The sequence below is a fragment of the Sphingomonas montanisoli genome, assembly GCF_008274695.1.
GTDB lineage: Bacteria > Pseudomonadota > Alphaproteobacteria > Sphingomonadales > Sphingomonadaceae > Rhizorhabdus > Rhizorhabdus montanisoli.
The window spans coordinates 48,545-71,093 of record NZ_VTOU01000001.1; the positions used below are offsets into that span (position 1 = coordinate 48,545).

Genomic DNA, 22,549 nt, shown 5'->3' on the forward strand with positions numbered 1-22,549 from the left:
ATGACGGCCTGATCCGGGAGCGATCGTGCACCGCCGGTGCGCCCACGTCAACGCGGGCGAACCGATCGGTTCGGCTTTAGGCGTGGAATGGCAAGGTGAGCGCGTCGGCGACCGCCTTGTGCCGGATCTTGCCGCCCGAAACATTGAGGCCGGCGGCCAGATGCGGGTCGGCCGCCATCGCGGCTTCGGCGCCCAGATGAGCGAGCTTGAGCACGAAGGGCAGGGTGGCGTTGTTGAGCGCGAAGGCCGAGGTGCGCGCGACCGCGCCGGGCATGTTGGCGACGCAATAGTGGATGATGCCGTCGACTTCGAACACCGGATCGTCATGCGTGGTGGCGTGGCTGGTTTCGAAACAGCCGCCCTGATCAATCGCGATGTCGACGAGGACCGAACCGCGTTTCATCGTCTTGAGCATGTCGCGGGTGACGAGCTTGGGGGCTGCGGCGCCGGGCACCAGCACCGCGCCGATCACGAGATGCGCCTTGGCGACGGCGGCGGCGATCGCGGCCTTGCTGGCATAGGCCGTCTTGATCTGGCTGGAAAAGAACATGTCGAGTTCGGCGAGGCGATCGTTGGAGATGTCGTAGATCGTCACGTCGGCGCGCATGCCGACCGCCATCTGCGCGGCGTTCACGCCGGCGATGCCGCCGCCGAGGATCGCGACCCGCGCAGGCGCAACGCCCGGCACGCCGCCCAGCAGCACGCCGCGCCCGCCCTGTTCTTTCTCGAGATAATGCGCGCCGACCTGCACCGACATGCGGCCCGCGACTTCGGACATGGGCTTGAGGAGAGGAAGGCCGCCGCGCGGCGACGTGACGGTTTCATAGGCGATGCAGGTCGCGCCCGACGCCATCAGCCCTTCGGCCTGCGGCTTGTCCGCGGCGAGGTGGAGATAGGTGAAAAGGAGGTGGCGCGATTCCAGCATCGCGATCTCGCTCTGCTGCGGCTCCTTCACCTTCACGATCATGTCGGCGCCCGAAAAGACCGCGCCGGCATTGGGCACGATCCGCGCGCCCGCATCGACATAGTCCTGATCCTCGAAATCGATCCCCATGCCCGCCTGGGTCTGGACGATCACTTCGTGGCCCGCCGCAGTCAGTTCGGCGACCGAGGCCGGGGTCAGACCGACGCGATATTCGTGGTTCTTGATTTCCTTGGGGACGCCGACGCGCATGTCTCTCTCCTCGCAGATTGCGATATGTCCTCAGATATAACGCTTTTGCCGGGCACGAAGGTTGCGAATATATCGCGCCGGGGCCGTAATGATGCGCGTGTGGGGCGGCCGGCCGGCACGATAATTTCGTAGAACGGGAAGCGCGAAAATCCGATTCGCAGCGTCACGATGGATGCTCGGAAGTTGTCAAAGTTATCACGACGTCCCCGTCAAAACACATCATATTGATTAGCATTCGCAATAATGAGCGAGTGGCGGACGATGAGAAAGAACAACGCGCGAGCGCGATTGAGATGGTTTGTACTTTATTTGTTCTAATTTGTCAAGGTGACTTGAGGAACAGGCGGCAGCTTCCGCCCCAATAGCGGACGTGCCCGATCTCAGTTATCAAGCCCCTATGGGCGAACCGTGGTTCAGAAAGATCAACCCGCTGTTGTATTGGCCGATCCGACGTCAGGGATGGCTGTGGATCATCAGCATGCTGATCTTGCCTTGGCCTTTCGGTTTCGTGTTCATCAACGAGGTGGAAGACAATCCCATCCTCGGTTGGCTTTGTGGTATCATATTCGCGGTAATAGCGTTGTTCGGTTGGGCTGGAATTCTGTGGAAAACGGAACAGAACTACGACCGCTAACCACCCCATTTCCGTCATTGCGAGCATAGCGAACCAATCCAGTTCGGAGTGGATTGCCGCGTCCCCTGCGGCTCCTCGCAATGACGAGTGGGTAGGGCGTTCTCTCTAATCGGCGTCACCCCGGGGTTGATCCGGGGTCCAGCTGCCTGTTCCCGGCGTCGAAAGGGGAAGAAGACGCTGGACCCTGGATCACGTCCGGGGTGACCATGTGTGAAAGTGAGCAACGGTTCGCGGGCGGAAGGAGGAGAGGCGGGATGATCGAGGAGAAGGTGCGCTACGGTGCCGGGGACTCGCACGGGCGATTGTTCGTGCCCGAGGGGGCGTCGTCGCGGCCGGGGGTGATCGTTTTTCCGGGCGGGGGCGGGATCGGGGAGGCGGCCTATCGGTCGGCGCGGCGATTGGCCGAGCAGGGCTATGTGACGCTGGCGGCGGACTATTATGGCGGCGGCTATCGGGGCGCGGACATGGGCGACGCCGAGAATCTGCGGCGCTTCCAGGAACTGCTGGGCGATGTCGGGTTGATGCGCAGCCGCGCGAAGGAAGCTTTCGATGTGCTGGCGGCGCGGCCCGAGGTCGATGCCGAGCGGGTCGCGGCGATCGGTTATTGCTTCGGCGGGGCGATGGCGGTGGAGTTCGCACTGTCGGGGGCGGCGCTGCGGGCGGCGATTGGTTTTCATATGCTGCTGAACCCGCTGACCCTGTCCGACGCGGGCAAGCTGAAGGCGCGGCTGCTGGTGTGTAACGGGACGCGCGATCCTTATGCGCCGATCGAGGACGTCGTGGCGTTCGAAGCGGGGATGCGCGATCACGACGCCCAGTGGCAGGTCAACCTCTATGGCGGGGTGCGCCACAGCTTCACCGATCCCGATGCGACGGGCGATCCGGAGGTTTACCGCTACGACGCGCATGCCGACCGCGAATCCTGGAATGCCGCGACTTTCCTGCTTCGGGACGCTTTCGGAAGCTGAACCGGCGCTGTCCATTGCGGCCCCATGGAACAAATGATAGTGGCCCGCCGCTATGCGCCAGACACGGGGGACGGAGTCGGCGCCCGGGATGAAGCCATTGACGGCCAGGAAGTCCAACACCGCATGACGACAGACCCGGAATTGCCGGCCGACGGCGCGTCTGAGCCGAACGGCCCGGTCGCGATCCACTCGCAGGGCGAGAGCCACGCGCACGGCGGCATGGCGAAGCTGGTGGTGGGCGCGATTGGTATCGTCTTTGGCGATATCGGCACGAGCCCGCTCTACGCCTTCCGCGAAACATTCGCCGGGCATCACCCGCTGCTGCCCGATCGGCTCCACATCCTGGGCGTGCTGAGCCTGATCTTCTGGTCGATGATGCTGGTCGTCACGATCAAGTACGTCATGATCATCATGCGCGCCGACAACAAGGGCGAGGGCGGCAGCCTGGCGCTGCTCGCGCTGATCAACCGCAAGTCGGAAGGCAAGCGCTGGACCAAGGGCATCGTCCTGCTCGGCGTGTTCGCCACGGCCCTGTTCTATGGCGACAGCATGATCACCCCGGCGATTTCGGTGCTGTCCGCGGTCGAGGGGCTGACGACGGTCAATCCGGGCTTCACGCCCTTCGTGCTGCCGATCGCAGTGGGCATCCTGATCGGCCTTTTCTTCATTCAATCGCGCGGGACGGCGAAGGTGGGGCTGTTGTTCGGCCCGATCATGCTGGTCTATTTCACCGTGCTGGCGGTGCTGGGCATCATCCATATCCTGGGCAATCCCGCGGTGCTGGTGGCGTTGAACCCCTGGTATGCGATCCAGTTCTTCATCACCGACGGCTATCTGGCGTTTCTCGCCATGGGTTCGGTGGTGCTGGCGGTGACGGGTGCCGAGGCACTTTACGCCGACATGGGCCATTTCGGACGCAAGCCGATCGGCGTATCATGGCTCGTCTTCGTGCTGCCCGCGCTGATGCTGAACTATCTGGGGCAGGGGGCGATGATCCTGTCGCAGGACATCAACACCGCGCTGCAGACGATCCACAACCCGTTCTTCCTGCTGGCGCCCGAATATCTGCGCCTTCCGCTGGTCATTCTCGCGACGATGGCGACGGTGATCGCGAGCCAGGCGGTGATTTCGGGCGCTTTCTCGGTCACGCAGCAGGCGATCCAGCTGGGCTTCATGCCGCGACTGCGCATCACGCACACCAGCGCGGGCGCGATCGGGCAGATCTATATCCCGGTGATGAACTGGGGCCTGATGGTGATGGTGATCCTGCTGGTCATCTCGTTCCGTTCCTCGTCGAACCTCGCCGCAGCCTATGGCATCGCCGTGACGGGTGCGATGGCGATCGACACCTGCCTGCTGGCGGTCGTGCTGGTCCACCTGTGGGGCTGGAACAAGTGGCTGGCCGCACCGCTGATCGGCGTATTTGCGCTGGTCGACCTTGCCTATTTCGGCGCGAATTTGACGAAGGTGCCCGACGGGGGCTGGTTCCCGCTGCTGATCGGCTTCATCGCCTTCACGCTGTTGACCACATGGGCGCGCGGGCGCCAGCTGATGATGGCGCGGATGCGCGAAGTGGCGATGCCGGTGAAGGTGTTCGTCCAGTCGGCGGTGGCATCGGCCACGCGGGTGCCGGGAACGGCCGTGTTCATGACGAGCTCGCCCGAAGGCGTGCCCCATGCGCTGCTCCACAATCTGAAGCACAACAAGGTGCTGCACGAGCGGGTGATCCTGCTGACCGTCAAGATCGCCGACGTGCCCTATCTCACGAGCGGCAACCGGATGGACTTCAAGGATCTGGGCCACGGCTTCCATCGCGTCGTCGTCAATTACGGCTTCATGGAGGATCCGGACGTGCCCGCGGTTCTGGCGTCGACCCGCGCGTGCGGGCCCGAATTCCGGATGATGGACACCAGCTTCTTCCTCGCGCGGCAGACGTTGCTGCCGTCGTCGCGGCCGGGCATGGCGATCTGGCGCGAGAAGCTGTTCGCGTGGATGCTGCGTAATGCGGAAAGCGCGATGGAGTTCTTCAAGCTGCCGACCAATCGGGTCGTTGAGCTTGGCAGTCAGGTGGAGATCTAAGTTTTTCGTGCCCCGGCTTGCGCCGGGGCGACGGATCAATCGATCTGGCCGATGCCTTCACAGCTGAGATCGAACGCAGCCAGGCCCGCATCCAGATAGCCGGCGAGCATCGGCATATCCATGAGCTGGGCGACGGCTTCGTCGGTGCCGTCCTCGCCGGCGGCCTCGATCGCCTCGTCCCATTCGCTGGCGTCGAACGTGCCGCGACCGACAAGTGCCAGCGCCAGCACCTCGTAAAGCTCATCGTCGGCCAGATCGTCGAGCAGGCTCGACACTTCTTCCTCGATCGCCTCGTTGGCTTCGTCCTCGATGACGGCGAAGGGATCGTCGGAGTCGGTGGGGTCGGTGTCCGCCTCGGTTTCAATCGCGGGCACCTGCGCTTCCAGCTCGCGGGCGCGGATGATCAGCCGGCAGACAGTCTCAATCGATACGGTCAGTTCCATCGCACAGTTCCTTTTCCCCAGTCCGTGCGGCCAACGTGGGCCTGCGGCTGTGGTTCCGGGACGGTGCAAAGGATTTTGAAGGACCGTGGAGTGGTAGCGGAGGAGGGACTTGAACCCCCGACACGCGGATTATGATTCCGCTGCTCTAACCAGCTGAGCTACTCCGCCCCGATGGGCACCGCTCCACGGTGGACGCGGCCTATAGGTGGCGTCTGCGCGGTGGTCAACAGGCCGTTCGACGCCGGCCGGGAAATTACGGACGCCTAAGATAACGAACTGGGTTCGAAAATCGAGCGCTAGCGCTCGGACATGCTTGACCCGTAGGTCCCGCGAGAGAATAACGCATTATAAAGCGCGGGGGAGACGCGCGAACCAGGAGATCAGACCATGACCGACGGTATCAGCAGCACCGCCACCACCGAAACCGTGGAGCCCATCGAGGCACCCAAGGCCACCCGCCAGAAGATGCAGATCTTCCGCGGCGCCGACGCACCCGAACTGGGCAAGGATGCGATGCCGTTTGTCGGGGTCGATGCGGGCGTGATGGCAGGCTTTGCCAAGCTGGCGGCGGCGCAGGGCGGCGAGGAGCGCGTTGCGGGCGAAGATGTCCGCGTTCTCTTCAGCATGCCCGGCGGGGGCATGAGCCTGTGCTATTCCTGGTTCAAGAGCGGCTACGTCCTGCCGCGCCACAGCCACAATGCCGACTGCATCTACTATATCCTGGGCGGTGCGCTGCGTGCGGGCACGCAGATTCTGCGCAAGGGCGACGGCATCTTCATCCCGGCCGACTTCGGCTATACGTTCGAAGCGCTGGAGGATGGTGTCGAGTTTCTCGAATGCCGCAATGCCACCGCGTTCAACATCCATTTCAAGGGCAATGACGACGCCCATTGGGACAAGATGGCCGCCAGCTATCGCGACAACAAGGATCGCTGGAAAGAAGAGACGGTGAAGCCCACGGACCGCGTTCCGGCCTGAGACGGTGGAGCGCGCACCGCTCGGGCTCGCCGCCCGCATCTCGATCCTCCTCGCCCCGGTCCTGTCGGCTTATGCCGTCGCCGGGCTGACGCCCATCCTGCCCAAAGTCGGCGCCCATTTCGCGGCGACGCCGGGGGTGGGGTGGCTCACCCGGCTGATGGTGACCTCGATCGGCATCGCGATGCTGTTCGCGCCGTTCACCGGCATCCTCGCGCGCAAGCTGGGATGGCGTCGTGCGCTGATCCTCGGGCTGATCGGCTATGCGGCCTTCGGCGTCGCGGGCGGCATGATCGACAATCTGTGGCTGATCGTCGCGACGCGGTTCGGCCTTGGCCTGTCGACCGCGATCATCGCCACGCTGCTCGTCTCGCTGATCGCGGTCGAGATGGAGGGCGATCAGCGCAACCGATGGCTTGGCTATGTGATGGTCACCGGAACGCTGGGCGCGCTCGTGCTCGTGCCGATCTCGGGCTTTTTGGGCAAGATCGACTGGCGGTTGCCCTTCGGGGTGCATGCGATCGCGCTGGTCGTCGTCGTCCTCGTCGCATCGGGCATCCCGCACAGCGTCGGCGCACCGCCGCAGCACAGTCCGAAATCGGTCGATCGGGCGGCTTTCCCGTGGGGCATCGTGATCCTCGGCCTGGCGACCGGGGCGCTGGTCAGCACGCAGACGCTCTACACGCCGTTCCACCTTGCCGATATCGGCGTCCATGATCCCGGCATCGTCGGGCTTACCATGCTGCCGGGTGCGCTGGTGGGCGCGGTGGTGTCGATATTCTACGGCCGGTGGCGGCGCAGCGTATCGCTGAATGCGACCTTCATCATTTGCTTCGCGGTGATGGCGGCGGGGCTGCTGCTAGTCGGTTTTGCGGCGACGCTGCCGATTCTGCTGGCGGGGCAGGCGGTGATTGGCCTGGGCTTGGGCTTCGTGACCCCCAATCTCTACGCCTTTGCGGCGCTGGTGGGACGGGACATCGACAAGACGCGTAATATGGGGTTGGCACGCGGCGCGTATTTCGCCGCGCCTTTCCTGGCCCAGTTCGCATTGGAGCCGATTGCGGGCTTGGCGAATGCGGGCATGGCGCTGGCTGCGCTGGGCATTTTCGGCCTTGTCGCCGCGCTGGTTGTGCGGGCGATGATGCCGCGTGCGCTTGCCGTCGCGGCCTGACGGCTCTTTTCCCCGGCGCATTTCAGTGCAAAGGGGTGGCGCATGAACAAGGGCAAGCAGGTCGCGGCGCTCGGCGCCTTCGCACGCGCGCAGCGCGAGGAAAATCGCCGCAGGCTGATCGCGGCGGCACGCCGGGTCTTTGAACGGTCGGGTTACCTCGCCCCCTCGGTCGACGATATCGCGCAGGAAGCGGGCGTAAGCCGCCAGACCTTCTACCGCCATTTCGACGGCAAGTTGGCCGTGGCGATGGAGTTCTTCGACGAACAGCACCAACTGGCGCGCAAGGTGTGGGGTCAGATTTCTGCTGAACAGGCCCGCGATCCGCAGGGCGCGCGTGCGTGGCTGACCAAAATGCTCGATGGTTACGAGCAGGATCGCAACGCATTGCGGGCGTTCTTCGAAATGGGTGCAGTCGAGCCGACCTTCACCAAGGCAGTGAAGGATCTGGTGCGCGATTATATGGCGGAGCTGACCGAGAATATCCCGCTGTTCAGGTACGAACAGGACGGCAGCGTGCAGGATCGCGAACGCTTTGCCGATGCGGTGCTGCTGGTTGAACTGATCCTCGAACAGTTCAACAGCTACATCATCCATTATGCGCTGCTTGAACGGAACGATATGCTCGACGCGCTGACCCGATCCTTCTGCCGGTTCATCGCGCGCTATCCGTGACATCCTGTCGTTTACAAGATGTAACAGGTTCGATAGACAGTGCCTACGAGGTAAGACGCGCGGCGGATCATGGCTCTGTCACGCGACTTCGATCGGGCTAAACTATCGCGCCATTCCGCCACCACCCTCTCGGCGGAATGGCGTTTTTTAGAACAGTCCCTCGATCACACCCTCGGCGTCGATGCGGATGGCTTCTGCGGCCGGCACTTTCGGCAGCCCGGGCATCGTCATGATCTCCCCGCAAATCGCGACCACGAAGCCCGCGCCTGCGGAAAGGCGTACTTCGCGCACCGGCACGACATGGCCCGTCGGGGCGCCAAGCAATGCGGGGTCGGTCGAGAAACTATATTGGGTCTTGGCGAGGCACACGGGCAGGTGCCCGTAGCCAGCTTGTTCCCAGCGATCGAGTTGCGCGCGGACGCTGGGGTCGGCGACGGCCTCCTCGGCGCGATAGATGCGCGTGGCGATGGTGTTGATCTTGTCGAACAGCGACAGGCCGTCGTCGTAGAGGGGGGCGAATTGCGCGGCGCCCTTGTCGGCGATCGCAGCGACCGCCTCCGCCAGCTCGACCGCGCCCGCACCGCCCTGCGCCCAGTGGCGGCACAGTATAGCATGTGATCCATGCGCTTCTGCGATATCGCGCAGCACCTGAAGCTCCGCCTCGCTGTCGCTGACAAAATGATTGATCGCGACGATGGCGGGCACGCCGAACTGGCGGACATTTTCGATGTGGCGGATCAGGTTGACCGACCCGCGGCGAACCGCCTCGACATCTTCCTTGCCCAGATCTGCCTTGGCGACGCCGCCATTCATCTTGAGCGCGCGCACCGTCGCGACGATCACGACGGCTTCGGGCGATAGCCCGGCCTGCCGGCACTTGATGTCGAAGAATTTCTCCGCGCCCAGATCGGCGCCGAAGCCTGCTTCGGTCACAACATAGTCGCCCAGCGACAGCGCCGCGCGGGTCGCGATGACGGAATTGCAGCCATGCGCGATATTGGCAAACGGCCCGCCGTGGACGAACGCCGGATTGCCTTCGAGCGTCTGCACCAGATTGGGCTGGATCGCCTGGCTCAGAAGCACCGCCATTGCGCCGTCGGCCTTGAGATCACGGGCTGTGATGGGCTTGCGGTCGCGGGTATAGGCGACGACGATGCGGCCGAGCCGCGCCTCCATGTCGGCCAGATCTTCGGACAGGCACAGGATCGCCATCACTTCGGACGCAACGGTGATGTCGAAGCCGGATTCGCGGGGGAAGCCGTTGGCAGCACCACCGATCGACTGGACGATGTCTCGCAGCGCACGATCGTTCATATCGAGCACGCGGCGCCACATCACCCGGCGCACGTCGATGCCGAGCGCGTTACCCCAGTGGATATGATTGTCTATCATCGCGGCGAGCAGATTGTGCGCCGAGGTGATGGCGTGGAAATCGCCGGTAAAGTGGAGGTTGATATCCTCCATCGGCGCGACCTGCGCAAAGCCGCCACCGGCCGCACCACCTTTCATGCCGAAGCACGGGCCAAGCGAGGGCTCGCGCAGGCACAGCACCGTCTTGCGCCCGATGCGGTTGAGCGCGTCGGCGAGGCCCACTGACGTCGTCGTCTTGCCTTCGCCTGCCGGGGTGGGGTTGATCGCGGTGACGAGGATCAGCTTGCCACGCTTTCCCGTCTTTTCCTGATCGCGGAGCCAGGGGAGGGCGATCTTGGCCTTGTATCGACCATAAGGTTCGACGGCCTCGTCCGGTATCCCCAGGCTGCCCGCGACGGCGGCGATGGGACGAAGCGTGGCGGCGCGGGCGATCTCGATATCGGTCTGCATGGACCGATCGGTATCAAGGCGGAACGGCCTGCGCTATCCCCTCGTTGGCGCGTCATGACGAACTATCTGTGGATCATTGGAGCGCTGGCGCTGATATCCCCGGCCGGTGCCCGCGCGCCGCGAGCGCCCCGTGGCGAAATCGTGCTGCCGATGGATGCGCCGGTGATCGCGGTTGAGATGGCAGGTGTGCCATTACGGCTTCGGGTTGGGCTGGAGGCGAAAGATGTCGTCGAGATCAATGCCGACGTGATCGCACGGCTTCCCCTGCGTTTCGAGGATGGCTTCGATGCCGAGGTGGGACGCGAGACAATCAAGGGCGTGACCGCGATCGGCGAACTGCGGATCGGCAAGACGAAGCGGATGGTGCAGCTGTCATCGCATGGACGATCATGCTGCGATGGTGTGGATGGCGAGATCGGCATCGGCCTGCTGCCTTATGCGACAGTCCGCTTCCTTCGCGACGATGTCGTCGGTTCGCCGACGGAACGCAGCCTGCCGGTGCGATCGACGATCGAACGCGGGCTGGAGGCGGTTCCGGCGGACAGCACGGTCGCGATCCAGTTCGCGCCGACCCGCGATCGGAGCGTCGCGACCGCAGCGGCCGGGGCAATCCTTGCGCGCCGGCTAGGCGGTGCGCCCGAGGGCGAGAGTTTCGAAATTCCCGCAGCTTTCGGGGTGACACGGCCGGCGCGGCGGGTGCGTTTCGGACGGCCGGCAGACATCGCCGGATTCTCCTTCGCCGAAATCCCGGTGCGGATGACGGATTTTGGCGGGCGCGAGACCTTTGTCGATCACGATAGCGATCCGGGCGACATCGTGGTCCAGCGGCGGATAAAGCGGCAGGAGGCTTGGCCGGTGGTAATGCTCGCGCGCGACCGGCTGAACCGCTGCGCCGAAATCCAGGTCGATGTGCCGGCTCAGCGGATGACGTTGCGATGCGCCTTCGATTAATCGCGCTGGTCGCGGCGATGCTGCCGCTCTGTGCTGCATCGCCCGACAATGCACGGACATTCGATCGCGCCTGGACGCTGGTCGATCGCCACTATTGGGATCGCAATTTTGGTGGAGCCGACTGGCCTGCGCTGCGCGATCACTATCGTGCGGAGGCGCTTTCCGCGCCCGATCAGGCAGCGTTCTATGCGACGCTCAACACGATGCTGGCAAAGATCGGCGACAGCCACGTCTATGCGCGCTCGCCTGCGGCGCTGGCTATGGAGCGCGCGCCCGACCGGACGAAGCGTGAAGCACGCGAAATCGCGCAGGGCATCTGGTCGATCCGCTTCGACGCGTTCATCCCGCCCGAAGAGCGATGGCTGCGCGCAACAATCAAGGCGATCCGACCCACCGCGCTGATCCTCGACCTGCGCGCGAATGGCGGTGGTCGGGATGACGTCTTCGATCGGATCGCGGGGATGTTTCTGCCGAAGGGCACGCCGCTGTTGTGGGGCGAAAGGATCGAGCGCGCGGCAGGGACGCGCCTGTATGACGGGCCGGTGTTCGTCCTGATCGGCCCGAGGACGGCGAGTGCCGCAGAACTGCTGGCGGTCGCGCTGGAGCGGGCGGGCGCCAAGATCATCGGCCAGCGTAGCAAGGGGGCGGTGACGGGCGGCGCGGACTATCGCTTGCCTGACGGGGGGCGGCTTACCGTGGCGGATTATGACGTGCGCCTGCCGGACGGAGCCCGGATCGAGAAAGTTGGGGTCATGCCGCGGCATCGTGTGGCGGAGCGTCCCGACGAAGATGCGCCGATGGCCTGCGCGCTCCACCTCGCAAGAGGTGGAGCGGCGTGCTGACGGCCTAGTTGAGCGAAACCTCGGCGACCTTTTCCTTGTAATCCTCTTTCGGATCGCGGCCGATCATCGTCTTGATGCCCGCGATCAGGCTCGATCCGTTCTCCCAGATCTCGGCCTTCTCGGGGTCGAGGCGCAGCAGGACGATCTTGGGATCGTCCTTGCCGTCTTCGTACCAGGCGGCGACGTGGCTGTTCCACAGCCGGTCGACGACGGCGCGGTCGGTATCGACACGGACGGTGCCATGGATCGTCGCGAACAGATCATGCCCCTTCGACGCAAAAGTCGCGATCGCGCGGCCGCCATAATTGGCGAGGCTGTTGGCGAAGGCATTGTCGGTGGAAGTGAACATCCACAACGGGCCGTGATCGCCTTCGACCTGAACGGTCATCGGGCGGGTATGGCCGTCCTCGGCCCCGTCCTGCCCGAGCATGATCGTCATGTCGGATTTAAGGGCTTTCCAGAACTTGGCTTCGAGCTCCTGCGGGGTCGGCATGTTCATTCTCCTCGGCTGTCGTTGCCGCGGAAACGGATGGCCGGGAAACGCGGTTCCCTCAGGCTGCCGCCGCGATCCTTTCCTTGCCCCGCGCCCCGCGCACGAGGCGGCCGGGCAGGGCGTCGGTCGGCTCGCCATCGCGATAGGTCACTTCGCCGGCGACGATCGTCCAGCGATAGCCCTCCGCGCGCTGGACGAGGCGACGAGCGCCGGTCGGCAGATCGTAGCGCACTTCGGGCGCGTAGAGGCTCAGGGCATCGAGATCGATGATGTTGAGATCGGCGCGCAGCCCCGGCTCGATCCGCCCGCGATCGGCGAGGCCGAGTGCCTGCGCGGTATCGTTCGCCTGCATCTGCACGAGTTCTTCGATACCGATGCCTTCGCCGCGCGTCCGCTTCGCCCAGAGCATCACCTGGGTCGGGAAGGAGCCGTCGCAGATGATCCCCATATGCGCGCCTCCATCGGACAGGCCCGGGATGGTGTTGGGATCGAGCAGAAGCTCGCGCGCATGATCGAGATTGCCATGCGCATAGTTGGTCGCGACGGTATAGATCAGCCCGCGTCCGCCATCGCTCAGCATATGGTCGAGCGCGATTTCCGCTGGCTCCACCCCGCGCGCTTCCGCGAGGCCCGCGATCGAATCTTCGGCGCGTGGTTCGTAATCGGTATTTTCGCGGGCTAGGATGTACATGCGGCTGAAATTGCGTAGCCCGGCGGGCAGATCGGGGCTGCGGTTCGCCTCCAGCAGCCGTTCGCGGAAGATCGGGTCGCTCAGCTTCGCCACCTTTTCGGCATGGGGCAACGCGATGATCTCGCGGAACACCGGGTTGGCGATGAAGGGGTTGTAGGTCAGTTCCAGCCCCTGCAGCGCGCCGACGCCGCGCGCCGCCACCTGTGCCTTCATCGGCAGGCCCGCATCCACCGCGTCGCCCAGATGCGCGACGATCCGGCGCCAGTCCTCGGGCCGCTCATGCTTCTGCATCAGCGAGAAGGAGAGGGGGCGGCCGCTTTCCTCGACCATGTGGCGCATCAGCGCGAACTCGCTGTCGACGTCGTCGAAGTCGCAGATCATCTGCAGCGTGCCCTTGCCGGCGGCCGCAAGGCCCTTGGCGATGCCGATGAGTTCGCGTTCGGCCGCCTTGAGCGTGGGTGTATGCTCACCGTCCGGCGTCTTGTGGTTGATCGTGCGCGACGTGGAAAAGCCCAGCGCGCCGGCTTCCACCGCGCGTTTCGCGATCGCGGCCATCGCGTTGATATCGGCCTCGGTCGCCTGCTCGAAGCAGGTTGCGCGCTCGCCCATCACATAGGTGCGCAGAGCGGCGTGGGGCAACTGGGTGCCGATATCGACGTCGAAGCGCCGTTCCTCGATCGCGTCGAGATAGTCTGGGAAGCTCAACCAGTTCCAGGGAAGGCCCTCGGTCATCACCGGATTGGGGATGTCCTCTACCCCCTCCATCAGCCGGACGAGCCGTTCGCGATCCTCGGGCTTGCAGGGCGCGAAGCCGACGCCGCAATTGCCCATCACGATCGTGGTGACGCCGTGCCAGGACGATGGCTGCATGCGTTCATCCCACAAAGCCTGCCCGTCATAGTGGGTGTGGACGTCGACGAAGCCGGGAGTGACGATCAGGCCGGTCGCGTCGATCTCCTGCGCGCCCGTGCCGCGAACCTCGCCGAGGGCGGCGATCCGGCCGTCCTTGACCGCGACATCGGCAACGAAACGCTCGCCACCGCTGCCGTCGACGACGGTTCCGCCGCGGATCACCAGGTCATATGCCGTTTCGGCCATCACTCTCTCCATATTTTCGGGAAGTGTGCGCCTTCGGTCGCGGGCTGAACAGCGTGGATTTATTGGCCATCACGACAAATGAGCGAGCATTGCGTCGCTTGTGCAATTGAGTTAACTCTTTTGCCAACGAGAGAGGGAGCCGACCGTTATGGAGTCGAAGATCGTCCCGACGATCTGGCCGAAGGGCAAGGAGTTACCGCCTCCGCGCGAGTCGATCGCAGAGGAGCGACTCTATCGAAAGCAACGGCTTGCGGCAGCGTGCCGTATCTTCGGGCGCCTGGGCTACGACATGGGCGGGGCCGGGCATATCACGGTGCGCGATCCCGGCGATCCGACGCATTTCTGGGTCAACCCGTACACGGTGCCGTTCGGCCATATCACGGTGTCGAGCCTGATCATGGTCAACCATGAGGGACGCCGGGTCGAGGGCGAAGGGCAGCTTAACCGTGCGGCTTTTGCTATCCATGCGCGACTTCACGAGGCGCGGCCGGACGTGTTGGCTGCGGCACATTCGCACTCGATCCACGGCAAGACCTGGTCGACTCTGGGCCGCACGCTCGATCCGCTGACGCAGGATGCGTGCGCCTTCTATCAGGATCACAAGGTGTTCTCGGCCTTTTCGGGCGTGGTTTACGACACCGATGAGGGTGATCGCATCGGCGAGGCGCTGGGTGACGGCAAGGCGGTGATCCTTCAGAATCACGGGCTGCTGACCGTCGGCGGATCGATCGAAAGCGCGGTGTGGCGCTATATCGGCATGGAGAACGCCGCGCAGGTGCAACTGTCGGCCGAGGCTGTCGGCACGCCGATCCCGATCCCGCACGACATCGCGATAAAGACGCGCGGCCAGATCGGGTCCGAGATTGCCGGCATCTACGGGTTCAAACCCTATTGGGACATGGTCGTCCGCGACGAACCCGACCTTTTCGACTGAAGGATCCCATTTTGTCCGATCATATCCTGACGCCCGAACAGGCGGAGATCCGGAGTGCCGTGCAGAAGGTGCTGGCCGATTTCGACGATGCCTATTGGCATGACTGCGACGAGGCGAAGCGCTTTCCCGAAGAGTTTGTGAAGGCGATGGCCGATGGCGGTTGGCTGGGCATCGCGATGCCGCAGTCGGTGGGTGGCGCGGGGCTGGGGCTGGGCGAGGCCGCGGCGATGATGCAGGCGGTGACCGAGAGCGGGGCGGGCTTCACCGGTGCATCGGCGATCCACCTCAACATCTTCGGCCTGATGCCGCTGATCCGGTTCGGCACCGACGAGCAGCGCGCGCGCCACTTGCCGCGCGTACTTGCGGGGGAGGACCGGGTTTGCTTCGGCGTGACCGAGCCCGATAGCGGGCTAGACACGACCAGCCTGAAGACCTTCGCGACGAAGAAGCCCGGCGGCGGATGGCGGATCAACGGGCGCAAGATGTGGACCAGCGGCGCGCAGACCGCGACCAAGATCCTGATCATCGTCCGCACCACGCCCAAGGAGGAATGCGCAAAGCCGACCGAGGGGTTGTCGCTGTTCTACACCGATCTCGATCGTTCAAAAGTCGACGTGCGGCGGATTCCCAAGATGGGGCGCAACGCGGTCGATACCAACGCGGTCTTTATCGACGATCTCGACGTGCCCGACGAGGATCTGGTCGGCGAAGTCGGCAAGGGTTTCCGCTACCTCCTGCACGGCCTCAACCCGGAACGCGTGCTGTTCGCGGCGGAATCCGTGGGGCTGGGGCGTGCGGCGCTGCGCAAGGCATCGGACTATGCGCGTGACCGGACCGTCTTCGGCCGACCGATCGGGCAGAATCAGGGTATCCAGCATCCGCTGGCGAAAAGCTGGATGGAACTGGAGGCCGCCAATCTGATGGCGTTCCAGGCCGCTCGCCTGTTCGATGCCGACCAGGAATGCGGATCCTTTGCCAACGCCGCCAAATATCTGGGCGCCGAGGCGGGCTTCCACGCGTGCGAAACGGCCGTCCTCACGCATGGCGGCATGGGCTATGCCCGCGAATTCCATGTCGAACGCTATTTCCGCGAGTCGATGATCGCGCGCATCGCGCCGGTCAGCCGCGAGATGATCTTCAGCTACGTTGCAGAGCGAGAGCTGGGGCAGAAGAAAAGCTATTGAGGAGAGAGCGATGGGCAAGCTGACGAGCAAGGTGATCGCGATCATCGGCGGTGCGGGCGGTATCGGCGGTATCACGTCGCTGCGCTATGCAGAAGAAGGCGCGACGGTTTTCGTCGGCGACCTCGATCTTGCGGCGGCGCAAGCGGTGGCCGAACAGATCAAGGCCGAGGGTGGTGAGGCGACCGGCGCGGCGGTCGACATGACCGACGATGCCAGCGCGGCGGCGTTCATCGCGGCGGCCGAAGCGCGCTATGGCGGGATCGACGGTGTCCATGTCAACGCGGCCGTCTTCGCCAAGGATGACTTCGACGTCGTCGAGATCGATCTGGCTTTGTTCGATCACATGCTGATGGGCAATGCGGGCGGGCATATGCGCTGTGCCCGTCACGCCGTGCCGGCGTTGCTGCGCCGGGGTGGTGGATCGTTGCTGTTCACCAGTTCGGGTGCGGCGCACGCAGGCGATCCGACCCGCGTCGCATATTCGATGGCCAAATCGGCGATCCACGCACTGACCCGCCACATCGCCAGCCGCTGGGGCAAGGATGGTATCCGATCGAACGCGATCGCGCCGGGCGTGGTATTGCACGATCAGTTGAAGGCGAAGGCGTCGGCAGGCCTTGTGCCCTGGGCGATGAGCCGGGTGCATAGCCCGCGGCTTGGCGTATCGACCGATATCGCGGCGATGTCCGCGCTGATCATGTCGGACGAAGGCGGCTTCATCAACGGCCAGATCATTAGCGTCGATGGTGGATCGTCGATGCGACCGTAAGCGGAGACGGGGCCGGCGAAGCACCGACCCCTAACCGATCAACCCTGCTTGTGGGTCTTCGTGATCTTGGTCGTCTTCTTGATCACCTTGCGATGATGGACCGTGCGGTTGACGCATTTGTCGGTGACGGTCTTCGAGCAGGTCGGAAGCGCGGGCGCGGCCGGAGCAGCGTCCTGCGCCTGAGCGGCAATTCCGGTCGTCGCGAAGGCGAGCGCGGTCAGCATCACGATGGTCTTCATGAGGAAACTCCTGCCTCTTTCGACGGGTCGTTGCCCGCCGATGAGCCAAAACGTGCCAACCTCGTTGCGGGTCCGTTCGTTTTCTATTTCTTCGCGGCCTTGGCAGGTCCGGTCCGCTCGAGCTTGCGGGCGAGTTCCAGGATCGACGCGCGCGTCGTGGCAGCACCGTCGGTCGGATAGGCGGCCGTCAGGCGGGCGCTCCAATATCCGAAGCTCACGGTCGACAGGCTGAGTTCGTAGGGCACGCCATCGGCGACGGCAGAAAAGCGCCCCTGATAGCCCGACCCCGGCTTCATCCCGGGCGGATCGAACGGACCTTCGCCGGAGGGCTTGAGATCGCTGAACTTGAGCGCGCCGAAATACTGGCCGATCAGCGATTTCATACCGAGATAATGTTCCTTAGGCGTCATCGCCTCGATATGGATCAGCGCCACGCGCGCGACGATGGCCGTGCCTTTCAGATCGCGGCCATAGGCGATGGTGACGTCATGCCCGGTCAGGTCGATCGGTTGCTCGTAGAAGCGAGTGAAGCCGGCGAGCTGCTTGGGAAATGCGGTGCCGCTGGCTTCGTGGACGAGGACATCGTTGCCACGGCACACGAAACCGGTGGGGATCGCATCGACGCAGGCGGCGCCAGCAACGGCCGGGATGGTCGCAAGCGCCAGTGCGACTGCGGGGATCAGCTTCGTCCGGAACATCATGATTTCCTGTTCTCGCCCTCGATAAGATCACCCTAGCCAAGCGCCGCGTGCGTTGACAGGCCGATTTCACTCCTGAACACTTGTGATGAAGGGGAACGCGATATCCCCATGGAGGGATGATCGATGGGCGCGGTTCGCTACGATTTCAGCGGCGAGACGGTGGTCGTCACCGGCGGCGGACGGGGGCCGGTTGATACTTTGATAAACAATGCCGGGATCAAGCCCTCGTACCGCAGCGCCGAGAAAGTGCCGACGAGCGAGTGGCGCGCTATCATCGACGTCAACCTCAGCGCGGTTTTTCACTGCTGCCAGTTGTTCGGTGCGCCGATGCTGGAGCGGGGCCGGGCATCGATCATCGGGATCAGTTCGGTCGCGGGGCATGTCGGGTTCGCCAGATCAGCGGCGTTCAACGCCGCGAAGGGCGGGCTGGAGCCGCTGACCAGGTCGCTGCGTGTCGACGCGGGCGATACGGCGTCATGAGCCTCTATCCGCCGACCTTCAATTTCGGCGGGGACGTGATCGATCATATCGCGCGCACCGCCGATGGGCCCGCGTTGATCTGGGCCAATGCCGCGGGTGAGGAGCGTCGCTTCGCTTATTCGGATATCGCGCGACTGTCGGCGAAGCTGGCATCTTCGCTGGCGCGGCAGGGCGTGGCGAAGGGCGATCGGGTGATCGTGATGCTGCCGCGTATCCCCGAATGGCAGATAGCGATGGTCGCCTGTTTCAAGCTGGGCGCTATCCCGATCCCCTGCATTGAGATGCTGACGGGCAAGGACATAGCCTATCGCGTCGTGTGCGCGGAGGCCAAGGTGGCTATCGCGCGCGCCGAGCAGATCGACAAATTTACGGGTCTGGAGGTGGCGGTGCGGGTCAGCGTAGGCGAGGCGGTCGACTGGCTGTCGTTCGATGCGCTGGTCGATGCGGGCGATATTGGGTTCGAACCGGTGCGGATGGCGGCCGAGGATCCCGCCATCCTCTATTTTACCAGCGGGTCCACGGGTCAGCCCAAGGGTGTCCTGCATGCCGCCCGCGCGACCTATGTGTGGCGACAGTCGGCGACCGACTGGCTCGACCTGCGGCGCGATGACCTGATCTGGGCGACGGCGGATACGGGCTGGAGCATGGCGGGTACCGCGATCCTGGTGGGACCGTGGAGTGTTGGGGCGTGCGCCTTCTTCTACGATGGGCCGTTCGATGCGGCCGAAAGGCTGCGGCAGCTGTCGCGCTACGGGGTCAGCATTTACTGCGCGCCGGCGACCGAGCTGCTGCGCGTGGTCGATAACGATATGGCCGCGCACGATCTGTCGCGGCTGCGCCGCACGACATCGGCGGGGGAGTCGCTCAGCCCGGTCATCGTTGAGCGTTGGCGGCACGCGACCGGCCATGCGATCGCCGAAGGCTATGGCCAGACCGAAACGTTGATCTCGATCTGCTACCCGCCCGATCAGCCCTATCGGCGCGGTTCGGCGGGACGGCCGATGGCCTATAACGACGTCCGCATCATCGCGGGCGGGCGCGAACTGCCGCGCGGCGAAATCGGCGACATCGCGATCCGCGCGCCCAATCCGCAGATCATGCTCGGTTACTGGAAGGATGCGGAACGCACCGCCGATTGCTATGCCGAGGGGCCGGACGGGCGATGGTTCGTCACCGGCGATCGCGGTTCACAGGATGAAGACGGCTTCATCTATCATCAGGGGCGCACCGACGACGTGATCAACTCGTCGGGCTATCGAATCGGGCCGAGCGAGATCGAGGATGTTCTGCTGGCCCACCCGGCGGTCGCCGAGGTGGCGGTGGTCGGCGGGCCGGACGAACAGCGCGGCGAGATCGTCGTTGCCTTCGTGGTGGCGCGCGGCGAAGCAGGACCGTCGCTCGCGTCCGACCTGCAGGCCTTCGTGCGCGGCGCGACCGCGCCTTACAAATACCCGCGCAGTGTACGCTTCGTGGGCGAACTGCCCAAGACGCTGACCGGCAAGATCCAGCGTAATGTGCTGCGCGAGCTTTTGGTGCGCGAGAGCGAGTGCTAAGGTTGTCGTACTCTAGGGCCTGGCGCTGACGGGCTTGCCGCATTCGAGGTCGCGGCTGTTCTTGCCCACGACCTTCTTGCACATCCGCATCATGCCGGTGACGCTGTCTAGGACATAGAGGCTCGGCTCGTAAGGGCCTTCCCCGATCACGACCTGATAGCGGCCGATCTTCGCCTGCGGAGCCGGCGGCGGCGCGCGATCGCAGCCGGCCAACATCAGCGTCGTCGTCAGGATGATGGTGCGTTTGATCATGAAGCCGTTCCCTGTTGACCGATGCGGGGATGGGCGGTGCCGCGTGGCACGATGAAAGGATCCAGCCTGTCGGAAGCCTGAACCGTGGTGACCCCAACGGGACTCGAACCCGTGTTTTCGCCGTGAAAGGGCGACGTCCTAGACCGCTAGACGATGGGGCCGTCGATCGGTGACGGGCCGCTTAAGGGAGAGGCGCCGGGGGGTCAACCCTCCCCGACGCCTTAGCTGCCCAGAACGTGTTTTTATTCCTCGGTGACGGGGAAGCCCTCATGCCGCAGCCAGGCGGCGACCTTCGGATCGCGGCCCCGGAAATTACGGAATGCCTGCGCCGGATCGACCGTGTTGCCGACCGACAGGATTGTGTCGTGGAATCTTTTGGCGGTGCCGGGATCATAGGGGCTGCCTGCTTCCCCGAACGCTTCATAGGCGTCGGTCGCCAGCACTTCGGCCCACAGATAGCCGTAATAGCCGGCAGCATAGCCTTCACCGGCGAAGATGTGGCCGAATTGCGGGATGCGATGCCGCATCACGATTTCCTTGGGCATGCCGATCTCGGTCAGGGTCGCCTTTTCGAACGCCTTGGGGTCGATCGGCACGCCGCCTGCCAGATGCAGCTTCATGTCGACGATCGCGCTCGCCTGCGTCTCGACAACGCTGAAGCCCTGGTTGAACGTCTTGGCACGCTTGATCTTGGCGAGCAGGTCGGCCGGGATCGGCTCGCCCTTCGCGTTGACCAACATCGCCTGCACCTCGGGCGTTGAGAACCAGTTCTCGTTCACCTGGCTGGGGAACTCCACGAAGTCGCGCGCGGTGTTCGTGCCCGACAGCGAAGGATAGGTGGTGTTCGCGCTGAGGCCGTGCAGCGCGTGACCGAATTCATGGAACATCGTTTCGGCGTCGTCCCACGAAATCGTCGTGGGCTGGCCCGCGCTGCCGGGGATGAAATTCGAGTTGTTCGATACGATCGTCGGAATGTCCGCATCGATGCGCGACTGTTCGCGATACGCATTCATCCACGCGCCCGATTGCTTGCCGGCACGCGCGAGCGGATCGAAATACCAATAGCCGACATGCTTTCCGGCCTTGTCCTTCACCTCATAGACGCTGACGTCGGGATGATAGACGGGCAGGCCGTCGACCTTGGTGAAGCTGTAGCCGTAAAGCTTGCCCGCAGCCATGAACATCGCCTCGCGGACGTGATCGAGCTGGAGGTAGGGCTTCACCTCACCCAGATCGAGGTCATACTTCGCCTTGCGCAGCTTCTCCGCGTAGAAACGATAATCCCACGGCTCGATCGTCAGCTTGTCGACGCTCGCGATCTTCTGCATCTCCGCGACGTCGGCATGAACCTGCGCGACCGCCGGCTTCCACGCGCGCATCAGCAGGTTCATCGCATTGTCGGGCGTCTTGGCCATCGTGTCGGCCAGATGCCAGTGCGCATAGGTGGGATAGCCGAGCAGTTTCGCCTTCTGGGCGCGGACTTTCAGGATTTCGACGACGGTGGCGTTGTTGTCGTTCGCATTGCCGTTGTCCCCGCGGCTGATCCACATGCGCCAGCCCTTTTCGCGCAGAGCGCGATCGGTGGAATAGGTGATGAACGGTTCCATCGCCGAACGCGTGTTGGCGATACGCCACTTGCCGGGCAGCTTGTGCGCGGTCGCATCGGCGGCGGCGGCATCGATCTGTTCGGTTGTCAGCCCCTTCAACTGATCCTTGCTGTCGAGGACGAGGGCGTAATTCTCCTCGTCCGCAAGCTGGTTCTGCGCGAACTTGGTGTAGAGGCCGGCGAGCTTCTGGTTATAGGTCGACAGGGTAGCCTTGTCGGCCTCGCTCAGCTTGGCGCCGGCCTGTGCGAAGTCGGTCCAATATTTCCAGACTAGGCGCTGCTGTTCGGCCGTCAGCTTCGCTTTGGCGGGCGAATTATAGACCGCGTCGATGCGCGCAAAGAGCTTGGCATTCTGGATCAGCTTGTCCTGCGCCGCCGCCAGCTTGGGCATGAGCTCCTCTTCGACCTTCTGGAATTCGGGGCTCGAGAGGTTGGACGAGTAGATGAAGAACACCGCGAGCGCGCGGCTGAGCGGCCGCCCGGCCTTTTCCAGCGGCACGAAGACATTGTCGAAGGTCGGCGCGGCGGCATTGTTCGCGATCGCGTCGATTTCCTTGAGTTGCGAGTCGATCCCGGCTTCGATCGCCGGCTTAAAATCGGCGACCTTCGCCTTGTCGAACGCGGGCACGCCGCCGTTGGGGCCGGTCCACTCGGCAAGCAGGGGATTCGCGGCTGTCGTCGCGACCGCAGGGGCCGCCTGGAGATTCGTCGAGGTCATCAATGTCACCATCATTGCCGCAGCGCCTGCGGTCAGGATCGATTTGTTCATGGGGAGGTTCTCACGAAATGCTTCTGTTGCGTTTCAGCATATTCGCGTCG

At 64.1% G+C, this 22,549-nt stretch carries 22 protein-coding genes and 2 tRNA genes; 13 read left to right on the forward strand and 11 right to left on the reverse strand.

Annotated elements, in window-relative coordinates; genetic code table 11:
- Window positions 1-76: 76 nt before the first annotated feature.
- Window positions 77-1,174: an alanine dehydrogenase gene (ald, locus tag FYJ91_RS00255; RefSeq protein WP_149520289.1), complete on the reverse strand. Its 1,098-nt coding sequence runs from the start codon at window positions 1,172-1,174 to the stop codon at window positions 77-79.
- 370 nt (window positions 1,175-1,544) lie between these two features.
- On the opposite strand from ald, the gene FYJ91_RS00260 reads away from it, so the two are divergent.
- The 3 genes from FYJ91_RS00260 to FYJ91_RS00270 all read left to right on the forward strand — a co-directional run bounded on the left by FYJ91_RS00260 (window position 1,545) and on the right by FYJ91_RS00270 (window position 4,855).
- On the forward strand, window positions 1,545-1,808 hold the full coding sequence (locus tag FYJ91_RS00260) for a hypothetical protein (protein WP_149520290.1): 264 nt from the start codon (window positions 1,545-1,547) through the stop codon (window positions 1,806-1,808).
- Window positions 1,809-2,062: 254 nt separating this feature from the next.
- A complete protein-coding gene (locus tag FYJ91_RS00265) occupies window positions 2,063-2,776 on the forward strand; it encodes a dienelactone hydrolase family protein (protein ID WP_181008287.1) in 714 nt (237 codons plus the stop codon).
- Window positions 2,777-2,899: 123 nt separating this feature from the next.
- Window positions 2,900-4,855, forward strand: a complete 1,956-nt coding sequence (locus FYJ91_RS00270; RefSeq protein ID WP_149520292.1) for a potassium transporter Kup — start codon at window positions 2,900-2,902, stop codon at window positions 4,853-4,855.
- 35 nt (window positions 4,856-4,890) lie between these two features.
- Here the strand turns inward: FYJ91_RS00270 and FYJ91_RS00275 are convergent, their stop codons facing one another.
- On the reverse strand, window positions 4,891-5,298 hold the full coding sequence (locus FYJ91_RS00275) for a DUF3775 domain-containing protein (protein ID WP_149520293.1): 408 nt from the start codon (window positions 5,296-5,298) through the stop codon (window positions 4,891-4,893).
- A gap of 91 nt (window positions 5,299-5,389) precedes the next feature.
- Window positions 5,390-5,466 (reverse strand) — tRNA-Met (locus FYJ91_RS00280).
- A 219-nt stretch (window positions 5,467-5,685) separates the two neighbouring features.
- On the opposite strand from FYJ91_RS00280, the gene FYJ91_RS00285 reads away from it, so the two are divergent.
- From FYJ91_RS00285 to FYJ91_RS00295, 3 genes are read left to right on the forward strand one after another with little or no spacing between them, the layout of a single operon-like run.
- Window positions 5,686-6,276, forward strand: a complete 591-nt coding sequence (locus FYJ91_RS00285; protein ID WP_149520294.1) for a cupin domain-containing protein — start codon at window positions 5,686-5,688, stop codon at window positions 6,274-6,276.
- 4 nt (window positions 6,277-6,280) lie between these two features.
- Window positions 6,281-7,444, forward strand: a complete 1,164-nt coding sequence (locus FYJ91_RS00290) for an MFS transporter (protein ID WP_149520295.1) — start codon at window positions 6,281-6,283, stop codon at window positions 7,442-7,444.
- Window positions 7,445-7,486: 42 nt separating this feature from the next.
- The gene (locus FYJ91_RS00295; protein WP_149520296.1) at window positions 7,487-8,116 is read left to right on the forward strand and encodes a TetR/AcrR family transcriptional regulator; all 630 of its coding nucleotides are present in this window, start codon (window positions 7,487-7,489) and stop codon (window positions 8,114-8,116) included.
- 147 nt (window positions 8,117-8,263) lie between these two features.
- Here the strand turns inward: FYJ91_RS00295 and FYJ91_RS00300 are convergent, their stop codons facing one another.
- On the reverse strand, window positions 8,264-9,937 hold the full coding sequence (locus FYJ91_RS00300; protein ID WP_149520297.1) for a formate--tetrahydrofolate ligase: 1,674 nt from the start codon (window positions 9,935-9,937) through the stop codon (window positions 8,264-8,266).
- Window positions 9,938-9,991: 54 nt separating this feature from the next.
- Here FYJ91_RS00300 and FYJ91_RS00305 point away from each other — a divergent pair, with 54 nt between their 5' ends.
- Both FYJ91_RS00305 and FYJ91_RS00310 read left to right on the forward strand, forming a co-directional pair.
- Window positions 9,992-10,888: a hypothetical protein gene (locus tag FYJ91_RS00305; protein WP_149520298.1), complete on the forward strand. Its 897-nt coding sequence runs from the start codon at window positions 9,992-9,994 to the stop codon at window positions 10,886-10,888.
- Complete coding sequence (locus FYJ91_RS00310) at window positions 10,873-11,730, forward strand: S41 family peptidase (protein WP_149520299.1); 858 nt, start codon at window positions 10,873-10,875, stop codon at window positions 11,728-11,730. Before FYJ91_RS00305 ends, FYJ91_RS00310 begins: the two co-directional genes overlap by 16 nt.
- A gap of 4 nt (window positions 11,731-11,734) precedes the next feature.
- On the opposite strand, the gene FYJ91_RS00315 is transcribed toward FYJ91_RS00310, so the two are convergent.
- Both FYJ91_RS00315 and FYJ91_RS00320 read right to left on the reverse strand, forming a co-directional pair.
- Window positions 11,735-12,223: a pyridoxamine 5'-phosphate oxidase family protein gene (locus tag FYJ91_RS00315; protein ID WP_149520300.1), complete on the reverse strand. Its 489-nt coding sequence runs from the start codon at window positions 12,221-12,223 to the stop codon at window positions 11,735-11,737.
- Between the two features lie 58 nt (window positions 12,224-12,281).
- A complete protein-coding gene (locus tag FYJ91_RS00320) occupies window positions 12,282-14,012 on the reverse strand; it encodes an N-acyl-D-amino-acid deacylase family protein (protein WP_149520301.1) in 1,731 nt (576 codons plus the stop codon).
- 148 nt (window positions 14,013-14,160) lie between these two features.
- Between FYJ91_RS00320 and FYJ91_RS00325 the strand changes: the two genes are divergently transcribed.
- Genes FYJ91_RS00325 through FYJ91_RS00335 form a run of 3 tightly spaced genes read left to right on the forward strand, consistent with a single transcriptional unit; the run spans window position 14,161 to window position 16,899 of the window.
- A complete protein-coding gene (locus FYJ91_RS00325; protein ID WP_149520302.1) occupies window positions 14,161-14,946 on the forward strand; it encodes a class II aldolase/adducin family protein in 786 nt (261 codons plus the stop codon).
- Window positions 14,947-14,957: 11 nt separating this feature from the next.
- On the forward strand, window positions 14,958-16,130 hold the full coding sequence (locus tag FYJ91_RS00330; RefSeq protein ID WP_149520303.1) for an acyl-CoA dehydrogenase family protein: 1,173 nt from the start codon (window positions 14,958-14,960) through the stop codon (window positions 16,128-16,130).
- A 10-nt stretch (window positions 16,131-16,140) separates the two neighbouring features.
- Window positions 16,141-16,899 (forward strand): SDR family NAD(P)-dependent oxidoreductase, encoded by a 759-nt coding sequence (locus tag FYJ91_RS00335; RefSeq protein WP_149520304.1) that lies wholly within the window; start codon window positions 16,141-16,143, stop codon window positions 16,897-16,899.
- Window positions 16,900-16,937: 38 nt separating this feature from the next.
- On the opposite strand, the gene FYJ91_RS00340 is transcribed toward FYJ91_RS00335, so the two are convergent.
- Both FYJ91_RS00340 and FYJ91_RS00345 read right to left on the reverse strand, forming a co-directional pair.
- A complete protein-coding gene (locus tag FYJ91_RS00340) occupies window positions 16,938-17,138 on the reverse strand; it encodes a hypothetical protein (RefSeq protein ID WP_149520305.1) in 201 nt (66 codons plus the stop codon).
- An 83-nt stretch (window positions 17,139-17,221) separates the two neighbouring features.
- Complete coding sequence (locus tag FYJ91_RS00345) at window positions 17,222-17,839, reverse strand: hypothetical protein (RefSeq protein WP_149520306.1); 618 nt, start codon at window positions 17,837-17,839, stop codon at window positions 17,222-17,224.
- Window positions 17,840-17,962: 123 nt separating this feature from the next.
- Between FYJ91_RS00345 and FYJ91_RS00350 the strand changes: the two genes are divergently transcribed.
- Both FYJ91_RS00350 and FYJ91_RS00355 read left to right on the forward strand, forming a co-directional pair.
- The gene (locus tag FYJ91_RS00350) at window positions 17,963-18,319 is read left to right on the forward strand and encodes an SDR family NAD(P)-dependent oxidoreductase (RefSeq protein WP_149520307.1); all 357 of its coding nucleotides are present in this window, start codon (window positions 17,963-17,965) and stop codon (window positions 18,317-18,319) included.
- Complete coding sequence (locus tag FYJ91_RS00355; protein WP_149520308.1) at window positions 18,316-19,872, forward strand: acetate--CoA ligase; 1,557 nt, start codon at window positions 18,316-18,318, stop codon at window positions 19,870-19,872. Before FYJ91_RS00350 ends, FYJ91_RS00355 begins: the two co-directional genes overlap by 4 nt.
- Window positions 19,873-19,884: 12 nt before the next feature.
- On the opposite strand, the gene FYJ91_RS00360 is transcribed toward FYJ91_RS00355, so the two are convergent.
- From FYJ91_RS00360 to FYJ91_RS00370, 3 genes are all read right to left on the reverse strand, one after another.
- Entirely contained in the window at window positions 19,885-20,124 is a 240-nt protein-coding gene (locus tag FYJ91_RS00360; protein WP_149520309.1) for a hypothetical protein, read from the reverse strand.
- 85 nt (window positions 20,125-20,209) lie between these two features.
- Window positions 20,210-20,285, reverse strand: a tRNA-Glu gene (locus tag FYJ91_RS00365).
- An 81-nt stretch (window positions 20,286-20,366) separates the two neighbouring features.
- Window positions 20,367-22,499, reverse strand: coding sequence for a M3 family metallopeptidase (locus tag FYJ91_RS00370; protein WP_219822544.1), 2,133 nt, complete (start codon window positions 22,497-22,499; stop codon window positions 20,367-20,369).
- Window positions 22,500-22,549: the final 50 nt, after the last annotated feature.

Coding starts and splice junctions, on each gene's coding strand:
- FYJ91_RS00295 (WP_149520296.1), top strand. CDS start 7,487: ATGAACAAGGGCAAGCAGGTCGCGGCGCTCGGCGCCTTCGCACGCGCG.
- FYJ91_RS00370 (WP_219822544.1), bottom strand. CDS start 22,499: ATGAACAAATCGATCCTGACCGCAGGCGCTGCGGCAATGATGGTGACA.
- FYJ91_RS00275 (WP_149520293.1), bottom strand. CDS start 5,298: ATGGAACTGACCGTATCGATTGAGACTGTCTGCCGGCTGATCATCCGC.
- FYJ91_RS00300 (WP_149520297.1), bottom strand. CDS start 9,937: ATGCAGACCGATATCGAGATCGCCCGCGCCGCCACGCTTCGTCCCATC.
- FYJ91_RS00335 (WP_149520304.1), top strand. CDS start 16,141: ATGGGCAAGCTGACGAGCAAGGTGATCGCGATCATCGGCGGTGCGGGC.
- FYJ91_RS00345 (WP_149520306.1), bottom strand. CDS start 17,839: ATGATGTTCCGGACGAAGCTGATCCCCGCAGTCGCACTGGCGCTTGCG.
- FYJ91_RS00320 (WP_149520301.1), bottom strand. CDS start 14,012: ATGGCCGAAACGGCATATGACCTGGTGATCCGCGGCGGAACCGTCGTC.
- FYJ91_RS00340 (WP_149520305.1), bottom strand. CDS start 17,138: ATGAAGACCATCGTGATGCTGACCGCGCTCGCCTTCGCGACGACCGGA.
- FYJ91_RS00305 (WP_149520298.1), top strand. CDS start 9,992: ATGACGAACTATCTGTGGATCATTGGAGCGCTGGCGCTGATATCCCCG.
- FYJ91_RS00355 (WP_149520308.1), top strand. CDS start 18,316: ATGAGCCTCTATCCGCCGACCTTCAATTTCGGCGGGGACGTGATCGAT.
- FYJ91_RS00325 (WP_149520302.1), top strand. CDS start 14,161: ATGGAGTCGAAGATCGTCCCGACGATCTGGCCGAAGGGCAAGGAGTTA.
- FYJ91_RS00315 (WP_149520300.1), bottom strand. CDS start 12,223: ATGCCGACCCCGCAGGAGCTCGAAGCCAAGTTCTGGAAAGCCCTTAAA.
- FYJ91_RS00310 (WP_149520299.1), top strand. CDS start 10,873: ATGCGCCTTCGATTAATCGCGCTGGTCGCGGCGATGCTGCCGCTCTGT.
- FYJ91_RS00285 (WP_149520294.1), top strand. CDS start 5,686: ATGACCGACGGTATCAGCAGCACCGCCACCACCGAAACCGTGGAGCCC.
- FYJ91_RS00360 (WP_149520309.1), bottom strand. CDS start 20,124: ATGATCAAACGCACCATCATCCTGACGACGACGCTGATGTTGGCCGGC.
- FYJ91_RS00265 (WP_181008287.1), top strand. CDS start 2,063: ATGATCGAGGAGAAGGTGCGCTACGGTGCCGGGGACTCGCACGGGCGA.
- ald (WP_149520289.1), bottom strand. CDS start 1,174: ATGCGCGTCGGCGTCCCCAAGGAAATCAAGAACCACGAATATCGCGTC.
- FYJ91_RS00270 (WP_149520292.1), top strand. CDS start 2,900: ATGACGACAGACCCGGAATTGCCGGCCGACGGCGCGTCTGAGCCGAAC.
- FYJ91_RS00350 (WP_149520307.1), top strand. CDS start 17,963: ATGGGCGCGGTTCGCTACGATTTCAGCGGCGAGACGGTGGTCGTCACC.